This is a genomic window from Flavobacterium tibetense (assembly GCF_003293845.1).
Lineage (GTDB): Bacteria > Bacteroidota > Bacteroidia > Flavobacteriales > Flavobacteriaceae > Flavobacterium > Flavobacterium tibetense.
In genome coordinates this window covers 53,399-77,264 of record NZ_QLST01000003.1, presented here as the reverse complement: position 1 = coordinate 77,264, position 23,866 = coordinate 53,399, and the positions used below count along the sequence as shown (strand labels likewise).

28 protein-coding genes and 1 tRNA gene are annotated in these 23,866 nt (G+C 33.8%); 17 read left to right on the top strand and 12 right to left on the bottom strand.

The window, feature by feature from the left end; translation table 11 throughout:
- Positions 1 to 132: 132 nt before the first annotated feature.
- Entirely contained in the window at positions 133 to 2,016 is a 1,884-nt protein-coding gene (gene htpG, locus DPN68_RS03245) for a molecular chaperone HtpG (RefSeq protein ID WP_113988160.1), read from the top strand.
- Positions 2,017 to 2,109: 93 nt separating this feature from the next.
- Here the strand turns inward: htpG and DPN68_RS03240 are convergent, their stop codons facing one another.
- A complete protein-coding gene (locus DPN68_RS03240; RefSeq protein WP_113988159.1) occupies positions 2,110 to 2,727 on the bottom strand; it encodes a hypothetical protein in 618 nt (205 codons plus the stop codon).
- Positions 2,728 to 2,856: 129 nt separating this feature from the next.
- Here DPN68_RS03240 and DPN68_RS03235 point away from each other — a divergent pair, with 129 nt between their 5' ends.
- The 9 genes from DPN68_RS03235 to DPN68_RS03195 all read left to right on the top strand — a co-directional run bounded on the left by DPN68_RS03235 (position 2,857) and on the right by DPN68_RS03195 (position 10,063).
- Entirely contained in the window at positions 2,857 to 3,294 is a 438-nt protein-coding gene (locus DPN68_RS03235) for an SRPBCC family protein (RefSeq protein ID WP_113988158.1), read from the top strand.
- Positions 3,295 to 3,387: 93 nt separating this feature from the next.
- Positions 3,388 to 4,284: an EamA family transporter gene (locus DPN68_RS03230; RefSeq protein WP_113988157.1), complete on the top strand. Its 897-nt coding sequence runs from the start codon at positions 3,388 to 3,390 to the stop codon at positions 4,282 to 4,284.
- Between the two features lie 33 nt (positions 4,285 to 4,317).
- Complete coding sequence (locus DPN68_RS03225; protein ID WP_113988156.1) at positions 4,318 to 4,671, top strand: DoxX family protein; 354 nt, start codon at positions 4,318 to 4,320, stop codon at positions 4,669 to 4,671.
- Positions 4,672 to 4,673: 2 nt separating this feature from the next.
- The gene (locus DPN68_RS03220; protein ID WP_113988155.1) at positions 4,674 to 5,276 is read left to right on the top strand and encodes an alpha-ketoglutarate-dependent dioxygenase AlkB family protein; all 603 of its coding nucleotides are present in this window, start codon (positions 4,674 to 4,676) and stop codon (positions 5,274 to 5,276) included.
- A 140-nt stretch (positions 5,277 to 5,416) separates the two neighbouring features.
- On the top strand, positions 5,417 to 5,698 hold the full coding sequence (locus tag DPN68_RS03215; protein WP_113988154.1) for a TIGR03643 family protein: 282 nt from the start codon (positions 5,417 to 5,419) through the stop codon (positions 5,696 to 5,698).
- Positions 5,699 to 5,751: 53 nt separating this feature from the next.
- On the top strand, positions 5,752 to 6,027 hold the full coding sequence (locus DPN68_RS03210; RefSeq protein ID WP_113988153.1) for a TIGR03643 family protein: 276 nt from the start codon (positions 5,752 to 5,754) through the stop codon (positions 6,025 to 6,027).
- A gap of 52 nt (positions 6,028 to 6,079) precedes the next feature.
- Positions 6,080 to 7,924 carry a M61 family metallopeptidase gene (locus tag DPN68_RS03205; protein ID WP_113988152.1) on the top strand — a complete coding sequence of 615 codons (1,845 nt, stop codon included), beginning with the start codon at positions 6,080 to 6,082 and terminating at the stop codon, positions 7,922 to 7,924.
- Positions 7,925 to 8,010: 86 nt separating this feature from the next.
- Positions 8,011 to 9,315: a DUF819 family protein gene (locus tag DPN68_RS03200; RefSeq protein ID WP_113988151.1), complete on the top strand. Its 1,305-nt coding sequence runs from the start codon at positions 8,011 to 8,013 to the stop codon at positions 9,313 to 9,315.
- A 31-nt stretch (positions 9,316 to 9,346) separates the two neighbouring features.
- On the top strand, positions 9,347 to 10,063 hold the full coding sequence (locus DPN68_RS03195) for a DUF4369 domain-containing protein (protein ID WP_113988150.1): 717 nt from the start codon (positions 9,347 to 9,349) through the stop codon (positions 10,061 to 10,063).
- A 109-nt stretch (positions 10,064 to 10,172) separates the two neighbouring features.
- Here the strand turns inward: DPN68_RS03195 and DPN68_RS03190 are convergent.
- The 3 genes from DPN68_RS03190 to DPN68_RS03180 all read right to left on the bottom strand — a co-directional run bounded on the left by DPN68_RS03190 (position 10,173) and on the right by DPN68_RS03180 (position 11,648).
- Positions 10,173 to 10,246 (bottom strand) — tRNA-Thr (locus DPN68_RS03190).
- 115 nt (positions 10,247 to 10,361) lie between these two features.
- A complete protein-coding gene (locus DPN68_RS03185; protein WP_113988149.1) occupies positions 10,362 to 10,631 on the bottom strand; it encodes a hypothetical protein in 270 nt (89 codons plus the stop codon).
- A 57-nt stretch (positions 10,632 to 10,688) separates the two neighbouring features.
- A complete protein-coding gene (locus DPN68_RS03180) occupies positions 10,689 to 11,648 on the bottom strand; it encodes a type I phosphomannose isomerase catalytic subunit (protein ID WP_113988148.1) in 960 nt (319 codons plus the stop codon).
- 115 nt (positions 11,649 to 11,763) lie between these two features.
- Between DPN68_RS03180 and DPN68_RS03175 the strand changes: the two genes are divergently transcribed.
- From DPN68_RS03175 to DPN68_RS13290, 5 genes are all read left to right on the top strand, one after another.
- Entirely contained in the window at positions 11,764 to 12,114 is a 351-nt protein-coding gene (locus DPN68_RS03175) for a hypothetical protein (RefSeq protein WP_113988147.1), read from the top strand.
- A 49-nt stretch (positions 12,115 to 12,163) separates the two neighbouring features.
- Positions 12,164 to 12,571, top strand: coding sequence for a DoxX family protein (locus DPN68_RS03170; RefSeq protein ID WP_113988146.1), 408 nt, complete (start codon positions 12,164 to 12,166; stop codon positions 12,569 to 12,571).
- A 5-nt stretch (positions 12,572 to 12,576) separates the two neighbouring features.
- A complete protein-coding gene (locus tag DPN68_RS03165) occupies positions 12,577 to 13,020 on the top strand; it encodes a hypothetical protein (protein ID WP_113988145.1) in 444 nt (147 codons plus the stop codon).
- A 3-nt stretch (positions 13,021 to 13,023) separates the two neighbouring features.
- Positions 13,024 to 14,364 (top strand): bifunctional metallophosphatase/5'-nucleotidase, encoded by a 1,341-nt coding sequence (locus tag DPN68_RS03160; RefSeq protein WP_239986996.1) that lies wholly within the window; start codon positions 13,024 to 13,026, stop codon positions 14,362 to 14,364.
- Positions 14,365 to 14,460: 96 nt separating this feature from the next.
- Positions 14,461 to 14,634 carry a hypothetical protein gene (locus DPN68_RS13290; RefSeq protein ID WP_239986995.1) on the top strand — a complete coding sequence of 58 codons (174 nt, stop codon included), beginning with the start codon at positions 14,461 to 14,463 and terminating at the stop codon, positions 14,632 to 14,634.
- A gap of 59 nt (positions 14,635 to 14,693) precedes the next feature.
- Here the strand turns inward: DPN68_RS13290 and DPN68_RS03155 are convergent, their stop codons facing one another.
- From DPN68_RS03155 to idi, 3 genes are read right to left on the bottom strand one after another with little or no spacing between them, the layout of a single operon-like run.
- Positions 14,694 to 15,143 carry a peroxiredoxin gene (locus tag DPN68_RS03155; protein ID WP_113988144.1) on the bottom strand — a complete coding sequence of 150 codons (450 nt, stop codon included), beginning with the start codon at positions 15,141 to 15,143 and terminating at the stop codon, positions 14,694 to 14,696.
- Between the two features lies 1 nt (position 15,144).
- Positions 15,145 to 15,555, bottom strand: a complete 411-nt coding sequence (locus DPN68_RS03150; RefSeq protein WP_113988342.1) for a 6-pyruvoyl trahydropterin synthase family protein — start codon at positions 15,553 to 15,555, stop codon at positions 15,145 to 15,147.
- A gap of 37 nt (positions 15,556 to 15,592) precedes the next feature.
- Positions 15,593 to 16,120 carry an isopentenyl-diphosphate Delta-isomerase gene (gene idi, locus DPN68_RS03145; RefSeq protein ID WP_113988143.1) on the bottom strand — a complete coding sequence of 176 codons (528 nt, stop codon included), beginning with the start codon at positions 16,118 to 16,120 and terminating at the stop codon, positions 15,593 to 15,595.
- A gap of 325 nt (positions 16,121 to 16,445) precedes the next feature.
- Between idi and DPN68_RS03140 the strand changes: the two genes are divergently transcribed.
- Entirely contained in the window at positions 16,446 to 16,892 is a 447-nt protein-coding gene (locus DPN68_RS03140) for a cold-shock protein (protein ID WP_113988142.1), read from the top strand.
- A 68-nt stretch (positions 16,893 to 16,960) separates the two neighbouring features.
- On the opposite strand, the gene DPN68_RS03135 is transcribed toward DPN68_RS03140, so the two are convergent.
- The 3 genes from DPN68_RS03135 to DPN68_RS03125 all read right to left on the bottom strand — a co-directional run bounded on the left by DPN68_RS03135 (position 16,961) and on the right by DPN68_RS03125 (position 20,269).
- The gene (locus DPN68_RS03135) at positions 16,961 to 17,464 is read right to left on the bottom strand and encodes a hypothetical protein (RefSeq protein WP_113988141.1); all 504 of its coding nucleotides are present in this window, start codon (positions 17,462 to 17,464) and stop codon (positions 16,961 to 16,963) included.
- Between the two features lie 29 nt (positions 17,465 to 17,493).
- The gene (locus tag DPN68_RS03130; protein ID WP_113988140.1) at positions 17,494 to 19,056 is read right to left on the bottom strand and encodes an NAD(P)/FAD-dependent oxidoreductase; all 1,563 of its coding nucleotides are present in this window, start codon (positions 19,054 to 19,056) and stop codon (positions 17,494 to 17,496) included.
- 154 nt (positions 19,057 to 19,210) lie between these two features.
- A complete protein-coding gene (locus DPN68_RS03125) occupies positions 19,211 to 20,269 on the bottom strand; it encodes a DUF2891 domain-containing protein (protein ID WP_113988139.1) in 1,059 nt (352 codons plus the stop codon).
- 59 nt (positions 20,270 to 20,328) lie between these two features.
- On the opposite strand from DPN68_RS03125, the gene DPN68_RS03120 reads away from it, so the two are divergent.
- Positions 20,329 to 20,565 carry a hypothetical protein gene (locus tag DPN68_RS03120; RefSeq protein WP_113988138.1) on the top strand — a complete coding sequence of 79 codons (237 nt, stop codon included), beginning with the start codon at positions 20,329 to 20,331 and terminating at the stop codon, positions 20,563 to 20,565.
- A gap of 59 nt (positions 20,566 to 20,624) precedes the next feature.
- On the opposite strand, the gene DPN68_RS03115 is transcribed toward DPN68_RS03120, so the two are convergent.
- The gene (locus tag DPN68_RS03115) at positions 20,625 to 21,407 is read right to left on the bottom strand and encodes a hypothetical protein (RefSeq protein ID WP_113988137.1); all 783 of its coding nucleotides are present in this window, start codon (positions 21,405 to 21,407) and stop codon (positions 20,625 to 20,627) included.
- 238 nt (positions 21,408 to 21,645) lie between these two features.
- Positions 21,646 to 23,841: a DNA helicase RecQ gene (gene recQ / locus DPN68_RS03110; protein ID WP_113988136.1), complete on the bottom strand. Its 2,196-nt coding sequence runs from the start codon at positions 23,839 to 23,841 to the stop codon at positions 21,646 to 21,648.
- Between the last annotated feature and the right edge of the window lie 25 nt (positions 23,842 to 23,866).

Here is a 23,866-nt window from a genome sequence, read left to right as displayed (position 1 = left end):
TCTAACAAAGATACGCATAAAAACGAGCACTATTGAAGTTATTATTTTTACGTCATTTTGTCAGTTCAACAACTTTGGTATTGGTTTTGAACAACAAATTTCAACAAATTGTTTAACTAAAAATTTTAAAAAATGGCATCAGGAAAAATTAATGTTTCTGTAGAAAACATCTTTCCCTTAATCAAAAAATTCTTGTATAGCGACCACGAAATTTTCCTTCGTGAGTTAGTATCTAATGCAACCGACGCTACTTTAAAATTAAAACATTTAACCAGTATTGGAGAAGCCAAAGTGGAATATGGTAATCCAATGATTGAAATCAAAATTGATAAAGAAGGTAAAAAACTACACATCATCGACCAAGGTTTAGGAATGACCGCTGATGAAGTAGAAAAATACATCAACCAAATCGCCTTCTCAGGAGCGGAAGAATTCTTAGAAAAATACAAAGATTCAGCCAAAGATTCAGGTGTCATTGGGCACTTTGGGTTAGGATTTTACTCCGCTTTTATGGTGGCTTCGAAAGTAGAAATCATCACAAAATCATACAAAGACGAACCAGCCGTACATTGGACCTGCGACGGAAGTCCGGAATTTACTTTAGTACCTCATGATAAAACCGAGAGAGGAACAGAAATTATTCTTCATATTGCGGATGATTCGGTAGAGTTTTTGGAAGAATTTAAAATTCGTGAGTTGTTGACCAAATACAACAAATTCATGCCGATTCCGATTAAATTTGGAACGAAAAAAGAAGCGCTTCCAAAACCAGAAGATGCACCAGAAGATTACAAAACCGAATACGTTGATGTAGATAACATCATCAACAATCCAAATCCAGCTTGGACCAAACAACCAAGTGATTTAACAGCTGAAGATTACAAAAATTTCTACCGTGAATTGTATCCAATGCAATTTGACGAACCGTTATTCAACATCCATTTGAATGTGGATTATCCGTTCAACTTAACAGGAATTTTGTATTTCCCAAAATTATCAGCCGATTTACAAATTCAGAAAGATAAAATTCAGCTGTACCAAAATCAAGTGTATGTAACGGATAATGTGGAAGGAATTGTTCCTGAATTCTTAATGATGTTGAGAGGAGTTGTGGATTCGCCAGATATTCCATTAAATGTATCGCGTTCGTACTTACAAGCCGATGGAAATGTAAAGAAAATATCAAATTACATCACTAGAAAAGTAGCGGATAAATTGAAATCGTTATTCAACGAGAACCGAGAAGATTTCCAACAAAAATGGAACGACATCAAAGTAGTATTGGAATACGGAATGCTTTCGGAATCAAAATTCTACGAAAAAGCAGCTGATTTCGTTTTATATCCAACAACTGAAGACAAATATTATACGTTAGCAGAATTAAAAGAAGCCTTAAAAGACAACCAAACCGACAAAGACGGAAAACTAGTTGTGCTTTACGCTTCGAACAAAGACGCACAGCACAGCTACATTGATATTGCCAAAGAAAAAGGCTATCAAGTATTGTTATTAGATTCTCCAATTGTATCGCATTTAATCCAAAAATTAGAAGCAGACAATGAAAATCTAACTTTTGCTCGTGTAGATGCGGACCATATCGACAAACTAATTCAGAAAGAAGAAGAAACCATTTCTAAATTATCAGATGACGAAAAAGAAAAACTAAAAACGTCAATTGAAACCGTAGTTCCAAAAGAAAACTATACCGTACAACTAGAAAATTTAGACAGCAATGCAGCACCATTCATCATTACCCAACCCGAATTCATGCGTAGAATGAAAGAAATGAGTGCGTCTGGCGGCGGCGGGATGTTTGGCATGGGCAACTTTCCAGAAATGTATAATTTAGTTGTAAATACCAATTCGGAATTAGCAACCAACATTTTAAACAGTTCAGAAGACATTCAAAAAGACTTGGTAAAACAAGCCTTAGATTTAGCCAAACTTTCGCAAGGTTTATTAAAAGGAGAAGAGTTAACGGCTTTTGTTAAGAGAAGTTTTGAAACTTTGAAGTAAGAAGATTGTTACTCTGAAATTGTTTCGGAATCTTATAATTAACTAAATGAAACCTGCAAGGATTTAAATTCCTTGTAGGTTTTATATTTTGACTTAAATCCCTAAAAATTGTTTTTGCCCTTCTGTTAAATCCCAACTTTCTTGTACATCCAAATTAACCAAAATCACTTTAATTTTTAAATCTTTTTTTTCTTTTAATGAACGATACCAATTAAATGATGTTTCGTTATAGGAATCCAAAAAAAGAGCCCAATTAATAAGTATATAAAGATCATACTTTTCCGAAAGAAAAGTTTCGTTTCCTAAAAAAGTAAGTTCATCAAACCAATTAGAAAGCCTTTGATTAGAATCAATCTTACTTTTTATTATTTTAGATAAATCTTTTACAGTAGCACCACAGCTTACCCCTTTATTTTTATTCTTAAGCAAAAAACCATCTGTATTAAAAAAATAAGCTTCAGGTACGGCTAATCGCTCGGTTACAGAGTAATTACTAAAAACTTTAATATTTTTCAAAATTGCCAAATCATCCAAATCGTACGAAATTTTATATTTTGCCAAATAGTTAAAAATTGAATCTTGATTTACGCTTTTAAACGTGATTTCCACTTTTTGGCAAACAGCAAGTGAAGAAAACAAAACAAATAATAAAGAAAATAAAAACTTCATAACATTAAAATGAATTACTCCTGATGTTGCTAAGTTACTCATTTTTGACCAATTGGTAAAAGATACATTTACTAAGTATTTCTTATATTTGATTAAATAATTTCAAAACCTATAAAAACATTCAATTACTTTAAAACAATTTATAGAAAATCAAAACTAAAAAAACGTCTAATGAAACAACAAACCTTCACCATCACAATAAAAACACCCAAAGAAAAAGTTTGGAACGCCATGTGGACAGACGAGAATTACCGCAAATGGACAGCCGCTTTCTGCGAAGGTTCTTATGCGAAATCTTCATGGAAACAAGGTGAACGAGTACATTTTTTAACGCCAAATGGTGACGGCATGTACAGCGAATTAACAACGCTTGTTCCAAATGAAAAAATGCATTTCACACATATTGGCAATCTAAAAAATTTCGAAGAACAACCTTTAGACGAAGAAGCCAAAGCGTGGACAGGTGCCAAAGAAAATTACACCTTAACAGAGCAAAACGGAAGTACAATCATTACAGTGGAAATGGATATTGCAGAACAATATTGGGACTATTTCAATGAAACATTTGGAAAAGGTTTGGCTACAATTAAAGAAATTGCAGAAAGTTAATCTTAAATCCTATATCTAACTTCTATCTTCTAAAATCTAACCTCTAAAATCTATCTTCTTTTTCCCTATCTTTGCGCCCCTAAAATTTTTGACATGTCGAACAACAATATAATAAAAGGTGTTTTTTTAGTAGGATTAGGAGCAACCAGTTATGGAATGCTAGCCACGTTTGTAAAACTAGCCTATAAAGAAGATTTCACCACAGCTGAAGTAACCACAGCCCAATTTGTATATGGAATACTTGGTATGTTACTAATCAATTTATTCCAAAAAACTAGAAACAAAAACCAAGTAGTAAAAGCTACTCCCAAAAACATTTTCCAATTAATGGTAGCAGGAACTTCGCTAGGCATGACCAGTGTTTTCTATTATTTATGCGTAAGCTTTATCGATGTTTCCATTGCTATTGTGCTTCTTATGCAAACCGTTTGGATGGGCGTTTTATTGGAATGGTTTTTAGATAAAAAAAGACCTTCCAACCAAAAAATAATTTCAGTATTGATTGTTTTGATCGGAACTTTATTGGCAACCAACTTACTCAATAGCGAAATCAATTTAGACTGGAAAGGATTGGTTTTTGGAATGTTAGCTGCAGCTTCTTTTACCACAACCATGTTTACTGCCAATAAAATTGCATTAGGAATTTCAACGGCACAACGAAGTTTATACATGCTTTTAGGCGGTGCTTTTGTAGTGTTTTTCTTTGCTATTTTCACACAAGTAACACCTTTTAATTTTGAAATTTTTGCTAAATGGGGAATAATTTTAGCGCTTTTTGGTACAATAATCCCACCTATTTTAATGAATGCTGGATTTCCTAGCACAGGATTGGGATTAGGAAGTATTGTTTCGTCTTTAGAATTACCTGTATCTGTTTTAATGGCATTTTTTATTTTAAACGAACAAGTAATCGCATTACAGTGGTTTGGGATTTTGTTAATTCTTGCTGCTATCGTAATTATGAACAGTAAACTTGGTAAAGGAAAATAAAAAGTGTACTTTAGTAGGGTTAATTGATCAACTATGACAGCACCTTGGCATTTATACCTCATGGCAATTTTGTACATTATCGCAGGATTGAACCATTTTAGAGTACCAAAATTGTATTTGAAGATTATTCCTGAACAATTTCCATTCAAACCTTTTTTAAATTATGCTTCAGGTCTATTAGAAATTGTTTTTGGCATACTTTTACTATTTCCAGCTACAAAATCTTATGGCGCTTGGGGAATTTGTGTATTGTTAGTTTTGATTTTTCCTGCCAATTTATATATGTATGCCAATGAAAAAGCGAGTTTAGGCGTTCCAAAATTCTTGCGTTTGGCTCGTTTGCCTTTACAAGTGGCGTTGTTATTTTGGGCTTACCAATATACCTAACCATGCTAGATTTATTCCCAAATGAAAAAATAAATTTGAATTTGCCAGATGCTGTTTTTGAATGGTATCCCAATTTCATTTCCAATGAAACAGCCGATGATTTATTCCAAAAACTACTAGAAGAAACGCCTTGGCAACACGATGAAATCACTATTTTTGGAAAGAAAATTCTCCAACCGCGATTAACTTGTCTTTTTGGAAATGAAGGAAAACCTTATTCGTATTCGGGTTTAACTATGTATCCAAAACCTTGGAACAGCAGCATCATGTTTCTTAAAACCGAAATCGAAAAAATTTGTAACCAAAATTTCACTACCGTTTTAGCCAATTTGTACCGAAACGAAAAAGACAGCAACGGTTGGCACGCCGATAACGAAAAAGAACTAGGTAGAGATCCAATAATCGCTTCGATTAGCTTAGGCGAAACAAGAAAATTCCAAATCAAACATCATACAAATAAAGAGTACAAATGCAATCTCGAACTCACACATGGAAGCTTATTGCTTATGAAAGAAGGCAGCCAAATACACTACAAACATCAATTACCCAAAAGCACTTCGCCAAAAAATGCTAGAATAAATCTAACATTCCGAACGATTTTATAAATATTCACTAAAAATATAGACAATTACAGCTGATTTTTAAGAATTAAAAAAAAATAAACACTTCCGTTTTTCGAAACTATTTTTTTAGTAATATTGACATTATTAATCCTTTAAAAAAATCAAGATTAATTTTTCAGGTAATGAAAAAGAGAAAAATTTCAGAATTAGACAACGAAACATTAGAAAGAGTTGTCAGCATGGCGCAAGAGGAAAAAAAACCTTTTGAAGTGATTAAAGAAGAATTCGGACTGGTAGAAAACGATGTAACCGAATTAATGCGCAAACGATTATCAAAAGACAATTTTGAATTGTGGAAGAAAAAAGCAACCGCTAGCAAACCAAAACCAAAACCCGTAAAATTCAACCCTATTGAAGATGACGAACTAGATAGCAAATACTATTTCAAAAATAAATTTGATTAAAATTTAACGCTTGTTTATCAAGCGTTTTTTTTTGCTTTACCGAAATTTGAACCATGAAAGTATTTAATGAAGAGCAAATCGACAGAATCATAGAAATGGCTTGGGAAGACCGAACACCTTTTGATGCCATTACGTTTCAATTTGGTATTTCTGAACAAGAAACTATCGAAATGATGCGTAGAGAAATGAAACCATCCAGTTTCAAAATGTGGCGCAAACGCGTACAAGGAAGAGCCACTAAACACACCAAACTTCGCGCAAATGGAATCGACAGATTCAAATGCACCTTACAGCGCCAAATCACACACAATAAAATTTCGAAGCGATAATCGTAACATTTTAGTAAATTGCGCTACTTATATACAAACAAGTAGTACTAAAATGAGAAAAATACTTTTCACACTTGCCCTAGTAAGTGTTTTATGGAGTTGTAAAACAACACCAACAGCCCAAAAAAATGAAACAGTTGATGTTACTATCGACTTAATCAATGTTACAGAAGACAAAGTTAGAGTAACCATCGTTCCTCCAACATTCTCCACAGAAACCACCACTTTTAGTGTCCCAAAAATCGTTCCTGGAACCTATTCAGAAGATGATTACGGGAGATTCATTGAAAATTTCAAAGCTTATGATACTGCTGGAAACAGTTTAAGAGTATCAAAATTAGACGAAAACTCATATAAAATTGATGACGCTAAAAAAATTGCAAAAATCACGTATTTAGTAAACGATACTTACGATACAGAAGGAACTGGAGTTCATGAAATCTTTTCTCCAGCGGGAACCAATATCTTAGCCAATGAAAATTTCGTATTGAATTTGCATGGTTTCGTGGGTTACTTCCAAAATAAAAAAGAAACACCTTACAAATTAACCGTAACGCATCCAGAGCATTTATTAGGAGTTTCTGCTATGGTAGACCAAGACAATAGCAACACTTCTGATGTTTTCTATTCAACAAGATATTCAGAATTGGTTGATATGCCAATCATGTATTCGCGTCCTGATATCACTACATTCATGATTGATGACATGGAAATCATTATCAGCGTGTATTCTCCAAATAAAAGATATACTGCCAAAGACATAACGCCAAACATGGAAACCATGATGCGTGCGCAAAAGAATTTCTTAGGTAAATTTGATGCCACTAAAAAATACGCTATCTTATTGTATTTAGCTGATGCGAAACCTGGCGATGCTAAAGGTTTTGGTGCGTTAGAACACCCAACATCAACTGTAGTAGTAATGCCAGAAATGATGGGATTAGAAATGCTACAAGAGCAATTAAAAGATGTAGTTTCTCACGAATTTTTCCATATTGTTACACCGTTAACGATTCACTCATTGGAAATTCACAACTTCGATTACAACCAACCAAAAATGTCGGAACATTTATGGATGTACGAAGGCGTTACCGAATATTTCGCCAATTTATTCCAAGTAAACCAAGATTTAATTTCAGAAGAAGAATTCTACAAAAGAATGTCGGGCAAAATTTTACAATCGCGCCAAATGAACGACAACTTGAGCTTTACCAAAATGAGTAAAAACGTACTAAACGCACCTTATAAAGACGAATATTACAACGTTTACCAAAAAGGAGCTTTAATTGCTATGTGCGTTGACATCTTAATCAGAGAAAACAGCAATGGACAAAAAGGAATCTTGAACTTAATGCAAGATTTATCGAAAGAATACGGCGCTAAAAAAGCGTTTAAAGATGAAGAATTATTCGGAAAAATTACACAATTAACCTATCCGGCTGTTGGAGAATTTTTAAACAAATATGTAGCAGGTGATACACCAATTCCTTACGAAGAATTCTTTGCTAAAATGGGCGTTTCTGAAACTACTTACAAAGTACCAGGCAATCCATTCTTAAAAGGTCAAACACCATATATTACGGTAAATCCTTCAACCAAAGAAATCATGATTTTACCGGGAATTGAACTAAACGAATTCATGACTACTTTAGGAATCAAAAATAACGATAAAGTATTGGCTTTCAACGGAACCAATTACAACTTAGACAATATCTACGATTTAATCATGAGCAGCATGAACTGGAAAGACGGTGATGCTATGACAGTTAAAATCAACCGTGATGGAAAAGATATGGAACTAAAAGGCGTTGTAAAAATGCCAACAGACGAGCAAGAAGGCTACACCGCAACAGACGACAGCAAAAAAGCAGTTCGTGATGCATGGTTAAAAGGCTAATCTTTTTTAACTTAAAAACATTAAAATCCTCAAAATCGATAGTATTTTGAGGATTTTTTCTTTATTTTGCCATCAAATCATAAAGCATGCAAACTACACCATTTTTTACTGACGATACCATAGTTTTTGGACTACTCATGTTGTTATTGGGATTTGTTTTCTATACCTCTTCGATCAAAGAAGGATTTTGGAAAAAATTCTACATCATTTTTCCATCGTTATTAATGTGTTATTTATTACCATCAATTTTTAGTTCCTTAAATATAATTTCTCCAGAATGGAAAGAATTAGGCGAAAACGGAGAATTGGTAACAAAAAAATCAAACATTTATTATGTAGCCAGTCGTTTTTTATTACCAGCAGCATTGGTTTTGATGACATTGAGCATCGACTTAAAAGCAATGTTCAAATTAGGTCCGAAAGCTTTAATAATGTTTTTCACTGGAACCGTTGGGATTATTTTAGGTGGACCAATTGCTATTTTAATTGTATCCATTTTTTCACCTGAAACTGTTGGTGGTGCTGGACCTGATGCGGTTTGGCGTGGTTTAACAACTTTAGCTGGAAGTTGGATTGGTGGTGGCGCTAATCAAGCGGCAATGCTTGAGATTTTCAAATACAACCAAGAAAAATATGGCGCTATGGTATTAGTTGATATTGTAGTGGCCAATATTTGGATGGCCGTTTTATTATTTGGTATTGGAAGAAAAGAAAAAATTGACAAATGGTTGAAAGCAGACAATTCTGCTATTGAAGAATTGAAAGAAAAAGTGTCAACTTATAGCGCTGGTGTAACCAGAAATCCAAGTCTAACAGATTTAATGATTATTTTAGCTATCGCGTTTACTGCAGTTGGACTATCACATTGGGGAAGTAATAGTATTTCTTCTTATTTATCCGCAAATTTTGATGTGGTCAATGATTTAACTTCTTTCTGGTCTACTTTTGGCGATCGTTTCTTTTGGATGGTAACCATTGCTACCTTTTTAGGAATTGCGTTCTCGTTTACATCATTAAAGCAATATGAAGGCGCTGGAGCCAGTAAAATTGGAAGTGTATTCATTTATATATTAGTAGCCTCTATCGGAATGAAAATGGACTTAGGTTCCGTGTTAAAAAACCCAGGTTTATTAGTAGTTGGACTTATTTGGATGGCATTTCACGTGGCATTATTAATTGGTGTTGCTAAAATAATTCGAGCACCTTATTTCTTTTTAGCCGTTGGTAGTAAAGCCAATGTTGGTGGAGCGGCATCAGCACCTATTGTAGCATCAGCATTTCATCCATCGTTAGCTAGTGTTGGTGTTTTATTAGCTGTTTTCGGCTATGTAGTTGGAACTTATGGCGCACTTTTAGCAGCATTATTAATGGAAATTGCTGCACCAAAATAAAAAATTTATCAATTCAATTCTATATCATAAAATGAAGAAATTAGCGCTTTTAGCAAGTATTATGTTAGTTTTTATCGCTTGTAACAAAGAGAACAACGATGTTGCAGGATTACAATTAACCGGAAATATCAAAGGATTAAGTCAAGGAAAAATTTATATCCAAAAAATTCAGGATTCTACTTTAGTAATTTTGGATAGTATCATTTTCAAAGGAAAAGACACTAATTTTGAAAGCAACATTGCACTTGACGAACCAGAAATGTTATATATCTTTCTTGATAGAGGGCAAACCAATTCTATTGACAACAACTTGCCTTTTTTCGCCGAACCAGGTAAAATGGAGTTAAAAACCACATTAAAGCAATTTTATGCCGATGCCAAAATTACAGGTTCAAAAAACCACGAATTGTTACAAAAATTCAATGAAATGAATCAAAAGTTCACTACGGAAAATTTAACTTTAATTGAAAAACGACTGAACAACGAATTTAATTTCAACCAAAAAACTGCGGATAGTATTGACGCTGCATATGAAAAATTATTAATCAGAAAATACCGTTTTGCAGCTAATTTTGCAGCTACTCACGGCGAATATGAAGTAGCACCTTACATTGCCTTATCTGAAATTGCGGATATAAATATTTCGTATTTAGAAGAAGTAGCTAAAAAACTATCACCAAAAGTAGCCAATTCCAAATACGGAAAAATGCTAACCAAACACATGGAAGAAAGAAAAGCTAACAAATAAATAAAACGACTCCAAAACGGGGTCGTTTTTTTTTGAAACTCTAATTCGTTTATAAAAAAACAAGAAAAGTATAAAAACAAAAAAAGGAAAGCTTTCACTTTCCTTTTTGAGCCGATGGAGGGACTCGAACCCACGACCTGCTGATTACAAATCAGCTGCTCTAGCCAGCTGAGCTACACCGGCAAAACTAAAGTTCTAATTAATTGTTTCCAGTCAATCCGTGAACTTTATTGCGGTGCAAATATAGTTCTGAAAATTAAATTTCCAAAAAATATTGGCACTTTTTTATCGCTTTTTTTTAGTTTAATTCGTTAATTTTTGCAACAAATTGATTAGCAGCAGCTTCGTATTCCTTACGGATTTGTTTGAAATGCGCTTTTTTGTTCTCAACGTCTTTTTGATTTGCTCTTGTCATTAAAGAATCAAAAGTTTCGTAGATAGTATCAACTAATTGATCTGAAGTTTCTGTTGGTTTTCCACCATTAGTCATTTCCCAAACATAAACGATGTTCACGATGTCGCCTAATACGTAGTTGATTTCTTTTTTCAAGTTTTTAACGCTTGCCATTGTATTTTAATTTAAAATTCGACGCAAAATTACACAATATATCGTTACAAAAAGGCATTAGATAGAAATTTCTAATAAAGTAGCCGTTCCAAAAAATTGAATTTCAGTAATACAAGCTGGTAACAAAACGGTATCACCTTTAGAATAACTATATTTTTCATCCTTATAAAGCAGTTCAAAACTTCCTGAAACACACATAAAAACAGTAAACGAATCTTTGGATGGGTTCCAATGAAAATGGCCTTCCAACACCAATTGTTGAGTAACAAAATACGGACAAGAAACTACAGAAGTTATTTCATTTACTTTAGATTCGTAAGAGATTTTAGAAGCTGTTGTATCAAAATTAATCGCTTCCAATGCTAAATCCGTATGCAGTTCCCGACTTTTCCCTTCAGCATCTACTCTATCCCAATCGTAAATACGATACGTAACATCACTAGTTTGTTGGATTTCAGCAATCAAAACCCCAGCACCAATAGCGTGAACCGTTCCTGTTTCCAGAAAAAAAACATCGCCAGCTTGCACTGGATATTCTTGTAACAAATCCAATAACTGCTTTTGCTGTAAATGGTGCAAATAAATTTCAGGAGTAATCGCTTTTTTAAAACCAACCACCAAACGCGAATTCGTATCCGCTTGCATGACATACCACATTTCCGTTTTCCCGAAGGAATTGTGTCGTTTTTGAGCTAATTCATCATTTGGATGCAATTGAATGGATAAATCTTCTTTGGCATCAATAAACTTGAACAACAAAGGAAATTGCTTCCCAAAACGAGCCACAACCGATTTTCCCAAAATAGCTTCGGGATACAAATCGATAAGTTCATTTAGATTTTTTCCTTCCAAAACACCTTGATTCACTACGCTAATAGCACCAGAAACCGTTGAAATTTCCCAACTCTCACCTGTAGTTTCCGATGAAATAGCTTTGTGCAAATGCGATTGCAATTTGGTTCCGCCCCAAATACGCTCTTTTAAAATTGGATAAAATGTTAAGGGATACACGTAAATATTTTTAATGAGAACTACAAAGTTAATAGATTAGTTGAAATAAAATAGAATTAAAAAAATTACTGCGTAACTTTTGTTACACCAACTCAATTTAGATTTCTTAAATTTGCCAATCATGAACTTAAAAAAGTTTTCTATAGCACAATTCGCAGTAATAGTACTCACTTTGGCAGTACTAATTCCTTGTGCATTAAAAAAAGAAATAAAATCATGGACTCCAATTGCTGAAACTACTAATAACTCAAATACTGGAGCAAATAAAAGAGTTTGCAATACCTTTTGTAAAGTTACCGAGCAGGCAACTACAAAAAAAGAAAAACAAAAAATTCTTCTACCTGCTGAAAAATTTTCTGCAACTTACACAAAAAATACAACAGAAAAAAAATCACAAGCTGTTCCTTTTTTCACGCTGCTAAAAGAAAAAATCCCTACTTACTTATTACATAAACAGTTTCTAATTGGTTAGTATTATCGTTGAATTTAAAAAAACGTATAATCAATAAATTAGAAAAAAAATGAATACAAAAATTTCAGTGAACGGATTTTCCGTTCTAATCCTACGCATTTTATTAAGTGGCATTTTTATTGTAGCAGGTGCATCACACCTACTTCACCCCGATAAAGTAGCTAACAGAATAAACAACGCTGTCCTTAAAAATACAGCAACTTTTTTTGGCGACCCTTACACTTTAGGTATCATAACGGGCTCTGTACTACTGCTCTTTGGCACAGCTTTATTACTAGGAATCTATACCCGAATAGCCGCTATAGTACTTTTTGGAGTACTAATTCCAATTACAATTACCGTACAAATGGGTAACGGAATCTTACACGGACCCTTATGGAAAAACATAGCACTTTTTGGTGGATTATTGTTTTTTATTTTCAACAATCCAAAAGAATACAGCATTTATAACAAATAAAAAATATGAAAAAATATATCATTATTTTAACCATTAGTAGCTTTCTTTGGTTCATTCCAAAGGCAACAGCTCAAACAAAACAAGAAATAAAAAAAACCGAACAAGCAATTAAAAAGAAAGGAAAGTATGCACTTTTAGTCAGAAATGTCGAACACTTGAAAGCAGCCATTCAAACAGGTATGGAATTCAAAACAAGAAGTAATAAAATCGATTTTCAAATCGTTATCTGTAGAAAAGTAATTCAAGAAATTACATCCAATAACAAACTGCAATCACAAATTCAATTAGCAATTAATCAAAAACAATTTAAAATCTTGGCATGCGGATTATCCTTGAAAAAACTAGACATAAATCCTACTCTCCTGCCATCTGAAATGAAAAGTACAACCAATGGACTAACCTACATATTCGGCTTGCAAGAACTAGGATACAAAACCATAACTCTTTAAAAAATGAAAAAAATAACAATCGCAATAGCAGCACTAATAGTATTTTCCGCATGTGAAAAAAAAGAAAATACGGAAGAAAAAAATATTACAATTTTACAATCCACCGACATTCACGCCTACCTAAATCCTCACGAAGAACTTTATGTAGAAAATGATTCGATAGTATTTAAAAAAGCAGGTGGATTAGCCATAATAAAAACCTTAGTAGACGAACAAAAAAACAAAAACCCTGAAGGCACAATTTTTATTGATGCTGGAGATCTAATTCAAGGAAGTGGTGCAAGCATGCTTTCAAAAGGAAGTATTTTCCCACCTATTGTACAAGCAATGGAATATGACCTACTGATTCCAGGAAACTGGGAAGTAATCTATGGAAAAAAAATCATGATACAAATCATGAACAATTACAATTCGAATGTAATTGCAGCGAATATGTTCGATGAAGAAACCCAAAAACCACTATTCCCTCCGTATTGGATTACAGAAAAAAAGGGAATTAAAATAGGGTTTATCGCATACAACGACCCAGAAATTCCCGAAAGACAAAATCCAAAATACAGCGAAGGGATTAAATTCACACCCGTTCAAGAAAATTTAAAAACCCTCATTTCCAAACTAAAAAAGGAAGAAAAAGTAGAGCTGTTGTTTTTAATAACACACATCGGTATTGCCAAACAAGTTCAACTTGCCAACAATCCCATTACAAAAGAGGTCGATTTTATATTAGGTAGCGACACACACGAACGGATTAGAAAACCAATCAAAGGCAAATACAGCTATGTAGTGGAACCTGGAGCTTTTGGTTCGTTTTTAGGAAAATTAGACATCAAAATGAAAAATAAAAAAATGATAAATTTTTCATACGAACTAATGGATGTTAATCCAGAAAAAACAAAAGCAAATCTAAAAATACAAAAATTAGTGAATCAAGCGCTAAGGCCATACCAAAAAGAAATGCAACAAATAGTAGGACATACCACAACACCTTTATACCGTTATTTAGTAGTAGAAAACCCAATGGACAATCTAATTACAGATGCCTTACTATGGAAAACAGGGGCCGATTTCGCAACTTCAAATGGCTTTAGATTTGGTGTTCCAATTGTTCCTGATGAAACAGGTAAAAAAGCAATTACTAAAGACGATATCTGGCGAATGCTACCCGTAAACGAACACATGAAAACGGGTAAGGTAACAGGACATCAAATAAAAAATTGGCTGGAAAAAGAAATCAACAATGTCTTTGCCAAAGAATATGAAAATCGATTTGGTGGTTGGCTAGTGCGCTTTTCAGGACTAACTCTTAAATTCAATAGTTCATTAGAAAACGGCAAAAGAATTTAAGAAATAAAAATTCAAGGCAAACCGCTCGATTTAGAAAAGACCTACACCATGGCGTCTTGCAACAGAACCGGCGAACCATTAGAAACTATGTGCCGTATGAAAAATGCAAAAGATGTCACAATTCAACCCTATACCTTACATCAAGCGCTAGAAGAATATTTAAAAGCGAAAAGCCCAGTAAATTCTAAACTAGACGGAAGAGCAATAGCCACAGATTTAGGTACAAATGCTTTTTCTCAAATGAAAGAAACAGGCTACCAATTCCAATAAAAACAAAACCTCAATTTAATACAATTGAGGTTTTTTTATAAAGTTTTTATAAACTACTTTTAAAATTCACGAACCATTTCCAAAGCCTTAGTAATATGATTTTTGGCACTCATGCTATTAAAAACCATTTTTATAGTTCCATCGGGATGAACCACATACGTTACACGACCCGGCAACAAACCGAATAAACTCGTAGGAACCCCGAAAGCTTTTCTAATTTTTCTATCGTAATCAGAAAGTAGAATAAAAGGCAACTTGTATTTCGATTGAAAAGCCTCATGAGAAGCAGCGGTATCACCAGAAATTCCAATAACTTCAGCACCTAAATCTTGAAAATCTTGGTAAAAATCACGAAAACTACACGCTTGTGTAGTACAACCTGGCGTAAAATCTTTGGGATAAAAATAAATTACCAAAGGTTTTCCCAAATAATCATTCAAATCAAAAGTACCACCATCTTGCTTTTTGGCTGTAAAACTAGGGACTTTATCTCCAATTTGAATACTCATATTATTCGCCTTTATAAGTTACAAAATTACGTGGTGTTTCATATAACGTAACTTCCAAATCTTTATCGGAAGCAATTAACACACGAAGTTTCTGCCAAATTACATACGCAATATGCTCCGCTGTTGGAATTAAATCTTGGAATTCGGACACATCAACATTTAAGTTTTTATGATCAAAAGCTTCCTCAATATGTTCTTTGATTAAATCGGATAAAATTTTGGTATCTATCACATAACCTGTTTCCTTGTCAACTTCACCAGTAACTGAGACAATCAATTCATAATTGTGTCCATGAAAATTAGGATTGTTGCATTTCCCAAAAACTTCCTGATTTTTCTCCATAGACCAATCCTTACGATACAAACGATGCGCAGCATTAAAATGGGCTTTTCTTGATACGGTTACTTTCATTGTTTTGGGTTTTAGGTGATAGGTTATGGGTAATAGGTTAGAGTTTATTTTCTTCGAGAAAGTGATAAAATTCATCAAATATAATTTTGAACCAAACGGTATAATCATTTGGGTTGGCTGTCATATCTTCTTTGATTGCTTCAATGGACATCCATTTCCAACTTTCCACTTCTTCTTTATTGATTACTGGATTTTCATTGGAATACCCAATCATCACATGATCTAATTCGTGTTCGGTTAAACCATTATCGAAAGGTGCTTTGTAAATAAAATGAAACAACTCTTTCAAATCAGCAGTAAAACCCATTTCTTCAAACAAGCGACGTTTTCCTGCTTCTATATTGGTTTCCCCTACTCTTTGATGACTACAACAGGTATTGGTCCACAACAAAGGAGAATGGTATTTATGAGCCGCACGTTGTTGCAACATAACTTCATTTTTATCATTCAAAATAAAAACAGAGAAAGCACGATGCAAAACTGCTTTTTCGTGTGCTTCCATTTTATTCATAGTTCCAATAGGATTATCATTGGAATCCACCAATATCACTTGTTCTTCGACCATAATGTTGTATTTCAGTTCAAAAATACGAAAAAAGAAACAGCTATATCACGAATTTAGAGTTTGTGATAAATTTAACGCCTGTTAATGCGTCGGCACAAGCAGAGCAAAAAAGCAATAAAAAATTGCAAAGCTTCTGAAAATGAAAAAATTAGCTTCAAAAAGAAAATCCTTCAGTAAAGTTTCGTATCTTTGCATTCAGTAATGATATACTCCTTTTTCAACTACACGGACAAATTGCTAAATTTTAACTTCCTTGTAACTTGCTTTTTGAGCTTGTATCCCTTTACTACAATAGCAAATATTAATTAATTTCGTACTACATTTAATGGCAAGACCACAAGAAACGTTTAACAAAAGAGAACAAGAAAAACTAAGAGCTCAGAAAAGAAAAGAGAAACTAGAAAAAAAAGAAGCTAGAAAAGCCAATCCAAAACTTTCTGGAGAGGATTTATATGTATATGTGGACGAAAACGGACACTTAACTAGCACACCACCAGACCCTTCAAGAAAAATTGAAGTTGACGTGGAAACTATCGCTATCGGTACATCAAGAAGAACAGCTGAAGAAGAAATGCCAGAAGAAAGAAGAGGAACGGTAGACTTTTATAATGACGCTAAAGGTTTTGGATTTATCAAAGCTGTTGAAACAGGTGATAAATATTTTGTTCACGTAAGTGGTTTACTAGAAGATATAAAAGAAGGAAACTTGGTTACCTACGATTTAGAAAAAGGTGCAAAAGGAATGAACGCAGTTAATGTTAAAAAGATATAATCCTTTTTTATCCCAAAAAATAGAATCACAGTGAAAGCTGTGATTTTTTTATTTCATTAAGGATGTAATTATCTAAAGTAGCTCTTATTATCTTCAATCCACACCTTAGCTTTATCAATTACAAGACTTTGAATATTTTCTTTAGTAGCTTCATGCCAATAACTACTATGTGAAAAGTAATCAAAATCGTTCCAAGCCCAATAAAGCAAATAAAAATCATAAATATTTTCTTCGTAATTCCATTTTTGACAATACTTATAAAGTTCTGCTAAATTTTCTTTTACATTTTTATTTTCTGAAATTTTTAAAACATAATAATATGAATAGCTTACATATGCTTCTTTATCTTTTTTGGGAGTCAAATTTAGCTCAATCAAAGTTTTTTTTAAATAATTTTCTATTTCATAAAAATTAGATTTCTTTTCAAAACTAGCAAGCATAAACAAATTTTCAGACCTGTAACCAAGTTCAATCATTTCTATAGCCCATTGAATTATTTCGTCAGATTGAATTTCGTTTATATCTTGAAATGCAACTATTTTATATGTTAAATCACTAAAAATAGGTCTCATGTTTTGTTGCTTAAGGGTTCTATTTAAAATTACAATCCTAAACTCTCCGCAATTTTCAATGCACATTTTTCACCATCAATCGCTGCTGAAATAATTCCACCTGCATAACCAGCGCCTTCTCCACAAGGATACAAGCCTTTGATTTGCACATGTTCCAATGAAAAGTTATCTCTTGGAATTCGCACAGGCGAAGAAGTTCTACTTTCTGGCGCATGCAAAATAGCATCGTTGGTCATATAACCTTTCATGGATTTTCCAAACTGCGTAAAACCTTCTCGCATGATTTGGGTTAAAAATCCAGGGAAAACTTGTCCTAATTCAACTGAAGTGGTACCAGGAACATAAGACGTTTTTGGAATATCCTTTGAAACTTTATTTTGTATGAAATCGATCATGCGTTGCGCAGGTACTTTTTGAGTTTCTCCTGCTAAATGCCATGCTTTTTGTTCAATGGCTTTTTGAAATTCCATTCCCGCTAAAGGTCCAAATTTTTCAAAAGGTTTAAAATCTTCCAATTTTAATTCTACCACAATTCCTGAATTTGCTGTTGCTTGGTCTCTTTTACTTGGCGACCAACCATTGGTAACTACTTCGCCTGGAGCTGTAGCACAAGGCGCAATCACACCACCTGGACACATACAAAACGAATACACACCGCGACCATTCACTTGTTTTACGATGGAATAAGGAGCTGGCGGTAAATATTCGCCACGAAAATCGCAAGAATATTGAATTTGGTCAATTAATTCTTGTGGATGCTCGGCACGAACACCTAATGCGAAAGGTTTCGCTTCAATGTAAACGCCTTTTTTATGAAGCAATTCAAAAATATCACGAGCGGAATGTCCAGTTGCTAAAATAACTTTGTTTGCCGAAATTACATCACCATTTTGAATGACAACGCCTTGCATTTCGCTGTTTTTGATAACAAAATCAGTAACACGTGTTTCAAACAACACTTGTCCGCCACACTCGATAATTTTATCTCGAATATCTTGAATAATTTGTGGCAATTTATTGGTTCCAATGTGCGGATGCGCTTCTACCATAATTTCTGGCGTAGCTCCAAAACCTACTAAAAGTGCTAGAATTCGATCTACATCGCCACGTTTTTTAGAACGTGTATATAATTTTCCATCCGAATACGTTCCTGCTCCGCCTTCACCAAAACAATAATTGGAATCTTCATTCACAATCCCATCTCGATTAATCGCTTTCAAATCACGTCGACGACCACGAACATCTTTTCCTCGTTCTAAAACGATGGGTTTTAAACCTAATTCAATTAATTGCAAAGCAGCAAACAATCCAGCTGGACCTGCTCCAACAACTATAACTTCTTGTTTATTGGCAACATTTGGATAATCTGGTAATTCTATTTTTGATTCAACATAAGCTTCTCCAACCAAGAAAACATTTGCCTTAATATTTATTTTTATGGCTTTCTGACGCGCATCAATCGAACGTTTTACAACAGCTACTTTTTGAATTTCTTTTGGACTCACCTGAAATAACTTGGCTACATGTTGGGCTAACAAATTTTCATTAGCAGCTACTTCGGGTGAAACTTGAAATTGGAATTCGCGTGGCATAGTTTTGGATTTTTGGATATTCTTATTTTCGGATATTGGAATTTAACCACTAAGTTCACAAAGAATGCACTAAGTTTACAAAGTTTGTCTCAATTTTTTTTGGAATTTGGATTTTTAAAATATTGGAATTTAATCTTATTTTTTTGCAAATATACTACTTGATTTTCGATTTTTCCTCAAAAGCACGCAAAGCAAAAGATGCCAACCAATGTTCGCCTTCGTAATTTCCGTCTACGATTGATGGTAATGAAAACAACAAATGCGTATCAGCAACAGATTTTAAATGAGAAAATTCCTTTGGAAACTTTTGGGTTAATTGGTATAGATTCCAAGCTCTACTAAAATTCAACCCATCCAAATGCACCAAATGACCATCGGTTCTATCCGAAACTTGAGCCACTTCCCATTGCCATTTTTTGGAAAACAATTGTGGTGCAAACTTTTTTAACCACATCAAAAACTCTTTTTCAGGCAAAATGCGTTGCATCAAACCCATTTCTTCCATACACGGCGATAAAAAATCGGTGCCGCTTGGTTCCCAATCCATTGGACAGTTGGTATCGTTTAGAAATAATCGCATGGCGTTTTCTTTGATACTATTCTGAAGAGGAATAGTATTGGAATACACCGCATAATCCCAAGCATAAGACAACCCAAAAGCAGTATTGTTATGAGTTCCAGCTCTAACGGGATACAAAAGTTTAGGCAAAAATTCAATATAACGTGCGACAATTAAATCAGTCAAAGGTTTTAGATTTTGCGCTAATGGTTTTGCAAAAGGTTCTTTGGAAGTTTCTAATTCGTGTTGCAATTTTAGCAACCAATTCCAACCATACGTGCGTTCGTATGATTTTTCATGAGGTTTAGAAAAATAAAGAATCTCTTCGGCTATATTTTCTGGTGAAAGATTGGTAGTTAGTTTTTCGATGATTTCCTTTTTATTGGCCAAATTTGGAAAATGATTCAACAAATACACCAAACTCCAATGCCCATGAACGGAAGAATGCCAATCGAAACAACCATAAAAAGCAGGATGCAAAGCTTTAGGAGAAAGCAATTCCGTTTCATTAAGCAACAACTGATTCAATTTATTGGGATATTCTTGCTGCAAACACTTGATAGGCAAACTAGCTAAATGATTGGCTTGTTCCAATGTTAATTGTTGCGAATGCGAAAAACTTCCAATAAATAGTAGTGCAAATAAAAATTTCATGACGCGAATAGTTTTTTCAAATGTACTAAAAACTTACCTTTGATTTTTATTTCGAAAAGATGAACAGAAAAATAAAATTGATTTGGGATTTCAGAGGAGAAGCCGCAGCCAAAACAGCCGAACACCACGAAATTCACTTAAAAGAATTCTTGGAAGCTGAAAAATATGCCCTCCAAATTACCGGTTTTGAAATACGAAACGAAATGCACGCTATTGCATTTTTGGTCGTGGAAGAACAAGATATGATAAAATTCAGAGATGCATTAAAACCACATCGAGGCGAAGTTTATGAATAAAAAAAGGAGCAAATTGCTCCTTTTATACTAATAACCAAAAACTTAAAACCGTCAACAAACTAAGCTGCATCTTTTTCTTCTTCAACTTCTTCTGCTGGAGCAGTTTCTTCTTTGTTTTCCGTTGGGTTTAATTGTTTTATTTTATCTAATAAAGATTCATCAGTGATGTTTTCTTCTTTCATTTTTTGCTTTTTACAACGCTGACACAATTGGTCGATTCCTTTAGTTTCGTAAGATTGTGCAACAGTTCCATTTGTTACTTCGGTACTATTTTTAATATAACCACAGTCTTGGTACAAATGATAACGACCACCAGACTTTGTCCAGTAAACATTATTCGCTCCTGTTAAAGCTTCAACCATATTAGTTTCTTCAGTATATTTTTCAATTGACGCCATGTTAGATTCAAAACCACCAATTCCAGCTATAACTAAAGCTAATCCAGCAATACTTCCTAAAATCGCTTTGCTTTTTCCGTCAACTTTTTTATTCGTTAAAATAAACACAATCAAAGGTAGAAAAGCAACAAATGCCATAACAACACCCAATTGATTTTGCATGTAATATAAAAATTGATTTTTCTCTGATGGTGGACTTAATCGATTGGATTTCTTCCAAAGAATAGAACCTGAAAAAACTAAAATTAAATCAAGTACAATTAAACCTATAACCCATGCATTTACAGGAGACTCCCCTGCATTAACAGCTTGTAAAAACATACGAATAGCAAAAACTTGTGCAACAATTGCACCTAGCCACAACAAGACTGCGAATAAACGAAATTGACCCGCTTGACTTTTAGCCTCCTCAGTGGGTTTCCATACTTTTTGATTTTCTGACATAGTAGAATTTTGTTTAAAGTTTAACACAAATTAACAAAAAAAAATTGAATAATTTACTTCAAATTAAAAAATCCAAATCCCAAAAAATATTGGAATTTGGATTTTATTTTATTTTTGTCATTCCGAGCTTGCGAGGAATCTCCTACGAAGTAGGCTAACATTTGAGCGAAGCGAAAACAATTTCCTTAATTCTTGAATTTGTTCTTGTCCTTGAATTTGCTCTTGTTCTTGAACTTGATTAATTCGCTACTTCACTAATAAATTTAATTCGCATCAAGCGCAATTCTTCGGTATCGTAATCGCCATCAAATTCTTTTAATGCTAAATCAATTTTATCCGATTCAGAATCCATAAAATAATCGTGAATTTCTTCTTGCTGATCTTCATCCAAAATATCATCTACCCAATATTTGATATTCAACTTAGTTCCCGAATATACAATCTGTTCCATTTCTTTCAACAAATCATCCATTGACAATCCTTTAGCTCTGGCAATATCATCCAAAGCTAACTTTCTATCAACATTTTGAATAATGTACAGTTTCAGACTAGAATTGGCTCCTGTTGATTTTACTACTAAATCATCTGGACGAATAATGTCGTTATCTTCTACATAACGCGCAATTAAATCTACGAATTCTTTTCCGTATTTTTTAGCTTTCCCTTCTCCAACACCGTGAATACTACCTAATTCATCAATGGTAACAGGATATTTAAGCGACATATCTTCCAAAGAAGGATCTTGGAATACAACAAATGGTGGAACACCTAGTTTTTTGGCAACTTTTTTACGCAAATCTTTTAACATGGTCATTAGCGCTTCATCAGTAGTTCCTGATGATTTTGCTGCTGCAACAATTAAATCGTCTTCTGCTTCACTGTATTCGTGATCTTCCGACATCATAAAAGAAGTTGGGTTTTTAATAAAATCCAAACCTTTCTCAGAAATTTTAATCACACCATAAGTTTCAATATCTTTTTGAATCATTCCAGTTACTAATACTTGACGAATTAAAGCCATCCAAAAACGTTCATCATGCGAAGCTCCTTTACCGAAATACGGTTGTTGGTCAATTTTATGTGCTTTAATAATAGCATTTACTTTACCCATTAAGGCTAAAATAATTTCTTTGCCTTTAAACTGTTGTTTGGTATCGCGAATAACTTCAAGTAATTTTTTTACTTCGTCTTTAGCTTCTACTTTTTTCTTAGGATGACGAATGTTATCGTCCATATCAGCGCCTTCACCATTTACTTCGTCAAATTCCTCTCCGAAATAATGCAATAAATATTTTCTCCTCGACATAGAAGTTTCCGCATAAGCAACTACTTCTTGTAACAAGGCAAATCCAATTTCTTGTTCGGCTACTGGTTTTCCTGACATAAATTTCTCCAGCTTTTCAATATCCTTATACGAATAATAAGCCAAACAATGTCCTTCCCCTCCATCACGTCCTGCTCTACCGGTTTCTTGATAGTAGCTCTCTAATGATTTTGGAATATCGTGGTGAATAACAAAACGCACATCGGGTTTGTCAATTCCCATACCAAATGCAATAGTGGCTACAACCACATCAACATCTTCCATGAGGAACATATCTTGATGTTTGGAACGGGTTTTGGCATCCAAACCAGCATGATAAGGTACAGCACTAATGCCGTTCACTTGCAGTAACTGGGCAATTTCTTCTACTTTTTTACGGCTCAAACAGTAAATAACGCCTGACTTTCCTTTATTCTGTTTAATAAAACGAATAATATCAGAATCTACATTTTTAGTTTTTGGACGTACTTCGTAAAACAAATTGGGGCGATTAAAAGACGCTTTAAACGCATTGGCATTTGGCATATCCAAGTTTTTCAAGATATCTTCTTGTACTTTTGGAGTAGCTGTAGCCGTTAAGCCAATAATAGGAATATCTCCTAATTGCTTAATTATGTTTCTTAAATTTCTATACTCGGGACGAAAATCATGACCCCATTCGGATATACAGTGTGCTTCATCTATCGCAACAAAGGATAATTTTACAGACTTTAGAAACTGAATGTATTCCTCTTTGGTTAAAGATTCTGGAGCCACATACAACAACTTGGTCAAGCCAGAAGCAATATCGCTTTTCACTTGGTTGACTTCCGTTTTATTTAAAGAAGAATTCAAAACATGAGCAATCCCGTTTTCGGAACTCAAACTTCTTATGGCATCTACTTGGTTTTTCATCAAGGCAATCAGCGGCGAAACAACGATTGCTGTTCCTTCAAGCACCAAAGCAGGAAGCTGGTAACACAACGATTTACCACCACCAGTAGGCATTATCACAAAAGTATTATTACCCTTGATGATACTCCCAACTACTTGTTCTTGAAGACCTTTGAATTGGCTAAACCCAAAATATTTTTTTAATTCTTTGTGTAAATCAATTTCGTTCGGATTCATTCTCTATTAATATGATTTTACCTAA

Bases quoted from the DNA above. Each gene is read 5' to 3' on its own strand.
- DPN68_RS03235 (WP_113988158.1), top strand. From the start codon at position 2,857: ATGAAACAACAAACCTTCACCATCACAATAAAAACACCCAAAGAAAAA.
- DPN68_RS03170 (WP_113988146.1), top strand. From the start codon at position 12,164: ATGAATACAAAAATTTCAGTGAACGGATTTTCCGTTCTAATCCTACGC.
- DPN68_RS03185 (WP_113988149.1), bottom strand. From the start codon at position 10,631: ATGGCAAGCGTTAAAAACTTGAAAAAAGAAATCAACTACGTATTAGGC.
- DPN68_RS03175 (WP_113988147.1), top strand. From the start codon at position 11,764: ATGAACTTAAAAAAGTTTTCTATAGCACAATTCGCAGTAATAGTACTC.
- DPN68_RS03200 (WP_113988151.1), top strand. From the start codon at position 8,011: ATGCAAACTACACCATTTTTTACTGACGATACCATAGTTTTTGGACTA.
- DPN68_RS03135 (WP_113988141.1), bottom strand. From the start codon at position 17,464: ATGAGACCTATTTTTAGTGATTTAACATATAAAATAGTTGCATTTCAA.
- DPN68_RS03155 (WP_113988144.1), bottom strand. From the start codon at position 15,143: ATGAGTATTCAAATTGGAGATAAAGTCCCTAGTTTTACAGCCAAAAAG.
- DPN68_RS03225 (WP_113988156.1), top strand. From the start codon at position 4,318: ATGACAGCACCTTGGCATTTATACCTCATGGCAATTTTGTACATTATC.
- idi (WP_113988143.1), bottom strand. From the start codon at position 16,120: ATGGTCGAAGAACAAGTGATATTGGTGGATTCCAATGATAATCCTATT.
- DPN68_RS03120 (WP_113988138.1), top strand. From the start codon at position 20,329: ATGAACAGAAAAATAAAATTGATTTGGGATTTCAGAGGAGAAGCCGCA.
- DPN68_RS03130 (WP_113988140.1), bottom strand. From the start codon at position 19,056: ATGCCACGCGAATTCCAATTTCAAGTTTCACCCGAAGTAGCTGCTAAT.
- DPN68_RS03240 (WP_113988159.1), bottom strand. From the start codon at position 2,727: ATGAGTAACTTAGCAACATCAGGAGTAATTCATTTTAATGTTATGAAG.
- DPN68_RS03140 (WP_113988142.1), top strand. From the start codon at position 16,446: ATGGCAAGACCACAAGAAACGTTTAACAAAAGAGAACAAGAAAAACTA.
- DPN68_RS03195 (WP_113988150.1), top strand. From the start codon at position 9,347: ATGAAGAAATTAGCGCTTTTAGCAAGTATTATGTTAGTTTTTATCGCT.
- DPN68_RS03160 (WP_239986996.1), top strand. From the start codon at position 13,024: ATGAAAAAAATAACAATCGCAATAGCAGCACTAATAGTATTTTCCGCA.
- DPN68_RS03230 (WP_113988157.1), top strand. From the start codon at position 3,388: ATGTCGAACAACAATATAATAAAAGGTGTTTTTTTAGTAGGATTAGGA.
- DPN68_RS03210 (WP_113988153.1), top strand. From the start codon at position 5,752: ATGAAAGTATTTAATGAAGAGCAAATCGACAGAATCATAGAAATGGCT.
- DPN68_RS03125 (WP_113988139.1), bottom strand. From the start codon at position 20,269: ATGAAATTTTTATTTGCACTACTATTTATTGGAAGTTTTTCGCATTCG.
- DPN68_RS03165 (WP_113988145.1), top strand. From the start codon at position 12,577: ATGAAAAAATATATCATTATTTTAACCATTAGTAGCTTTCTTTGGTTC.
- htpG (WP_113988160.1), top strand. From the start codon at position 133: ATGGCATCAGGAAAAATTAATGTTTCTGTAGAAAACATCTTTCCCTTA.
- DPN68_RS03205 (WP_113988152.1), top strand. From the start codon at position 6,080: ATGAGAAAAATACTTTTCACACTTGCCCTAGTAAGTGTTTTATGGAGT.
- recQ (WP_113988136.1), bottom strand. From the start codon at position 23,841: ATGAATCCGAACGAAATTGATTTACACAAAGAATTAAAAAAATATTTT.
- DPN68_RS13290 (WP_239986995.1), top strand. From the start codon at position 14,461: ATGAAAAATGCAAAAGATGTCACAATTCAACCCTATACCTTACATCAA.
- DPN68_RS03150 (WP_113988342.1), bottom strand. From the start codon at position 15,555: ATGAAAGTAACCGTATCAAGAAAAGCCCATTTTAATGCTGCGCATCGT.
- DPN68_RS03220 (WP_113988155.1), top strand. From the start codon at position 4,674: ATGCTAGATTTATTCCCAAATGAAAAAATAAATTTGAATTTGCCAGAT.
- DPN68_RS03215 (WP_113988154.1), top strand. From the start codon at position 5,417: ATGAAAAAGAGAAAAATTTCAGAATTAGACAACGAAACATTAGAAAGA.
- DPN68_RS03115 (WP_113988137.1), bottom strand. From the start codon at position 21,407: ATGTCAGAAAATCAAAAAGTATGGAAACCCACTGAGGAGGCTAAAAGT.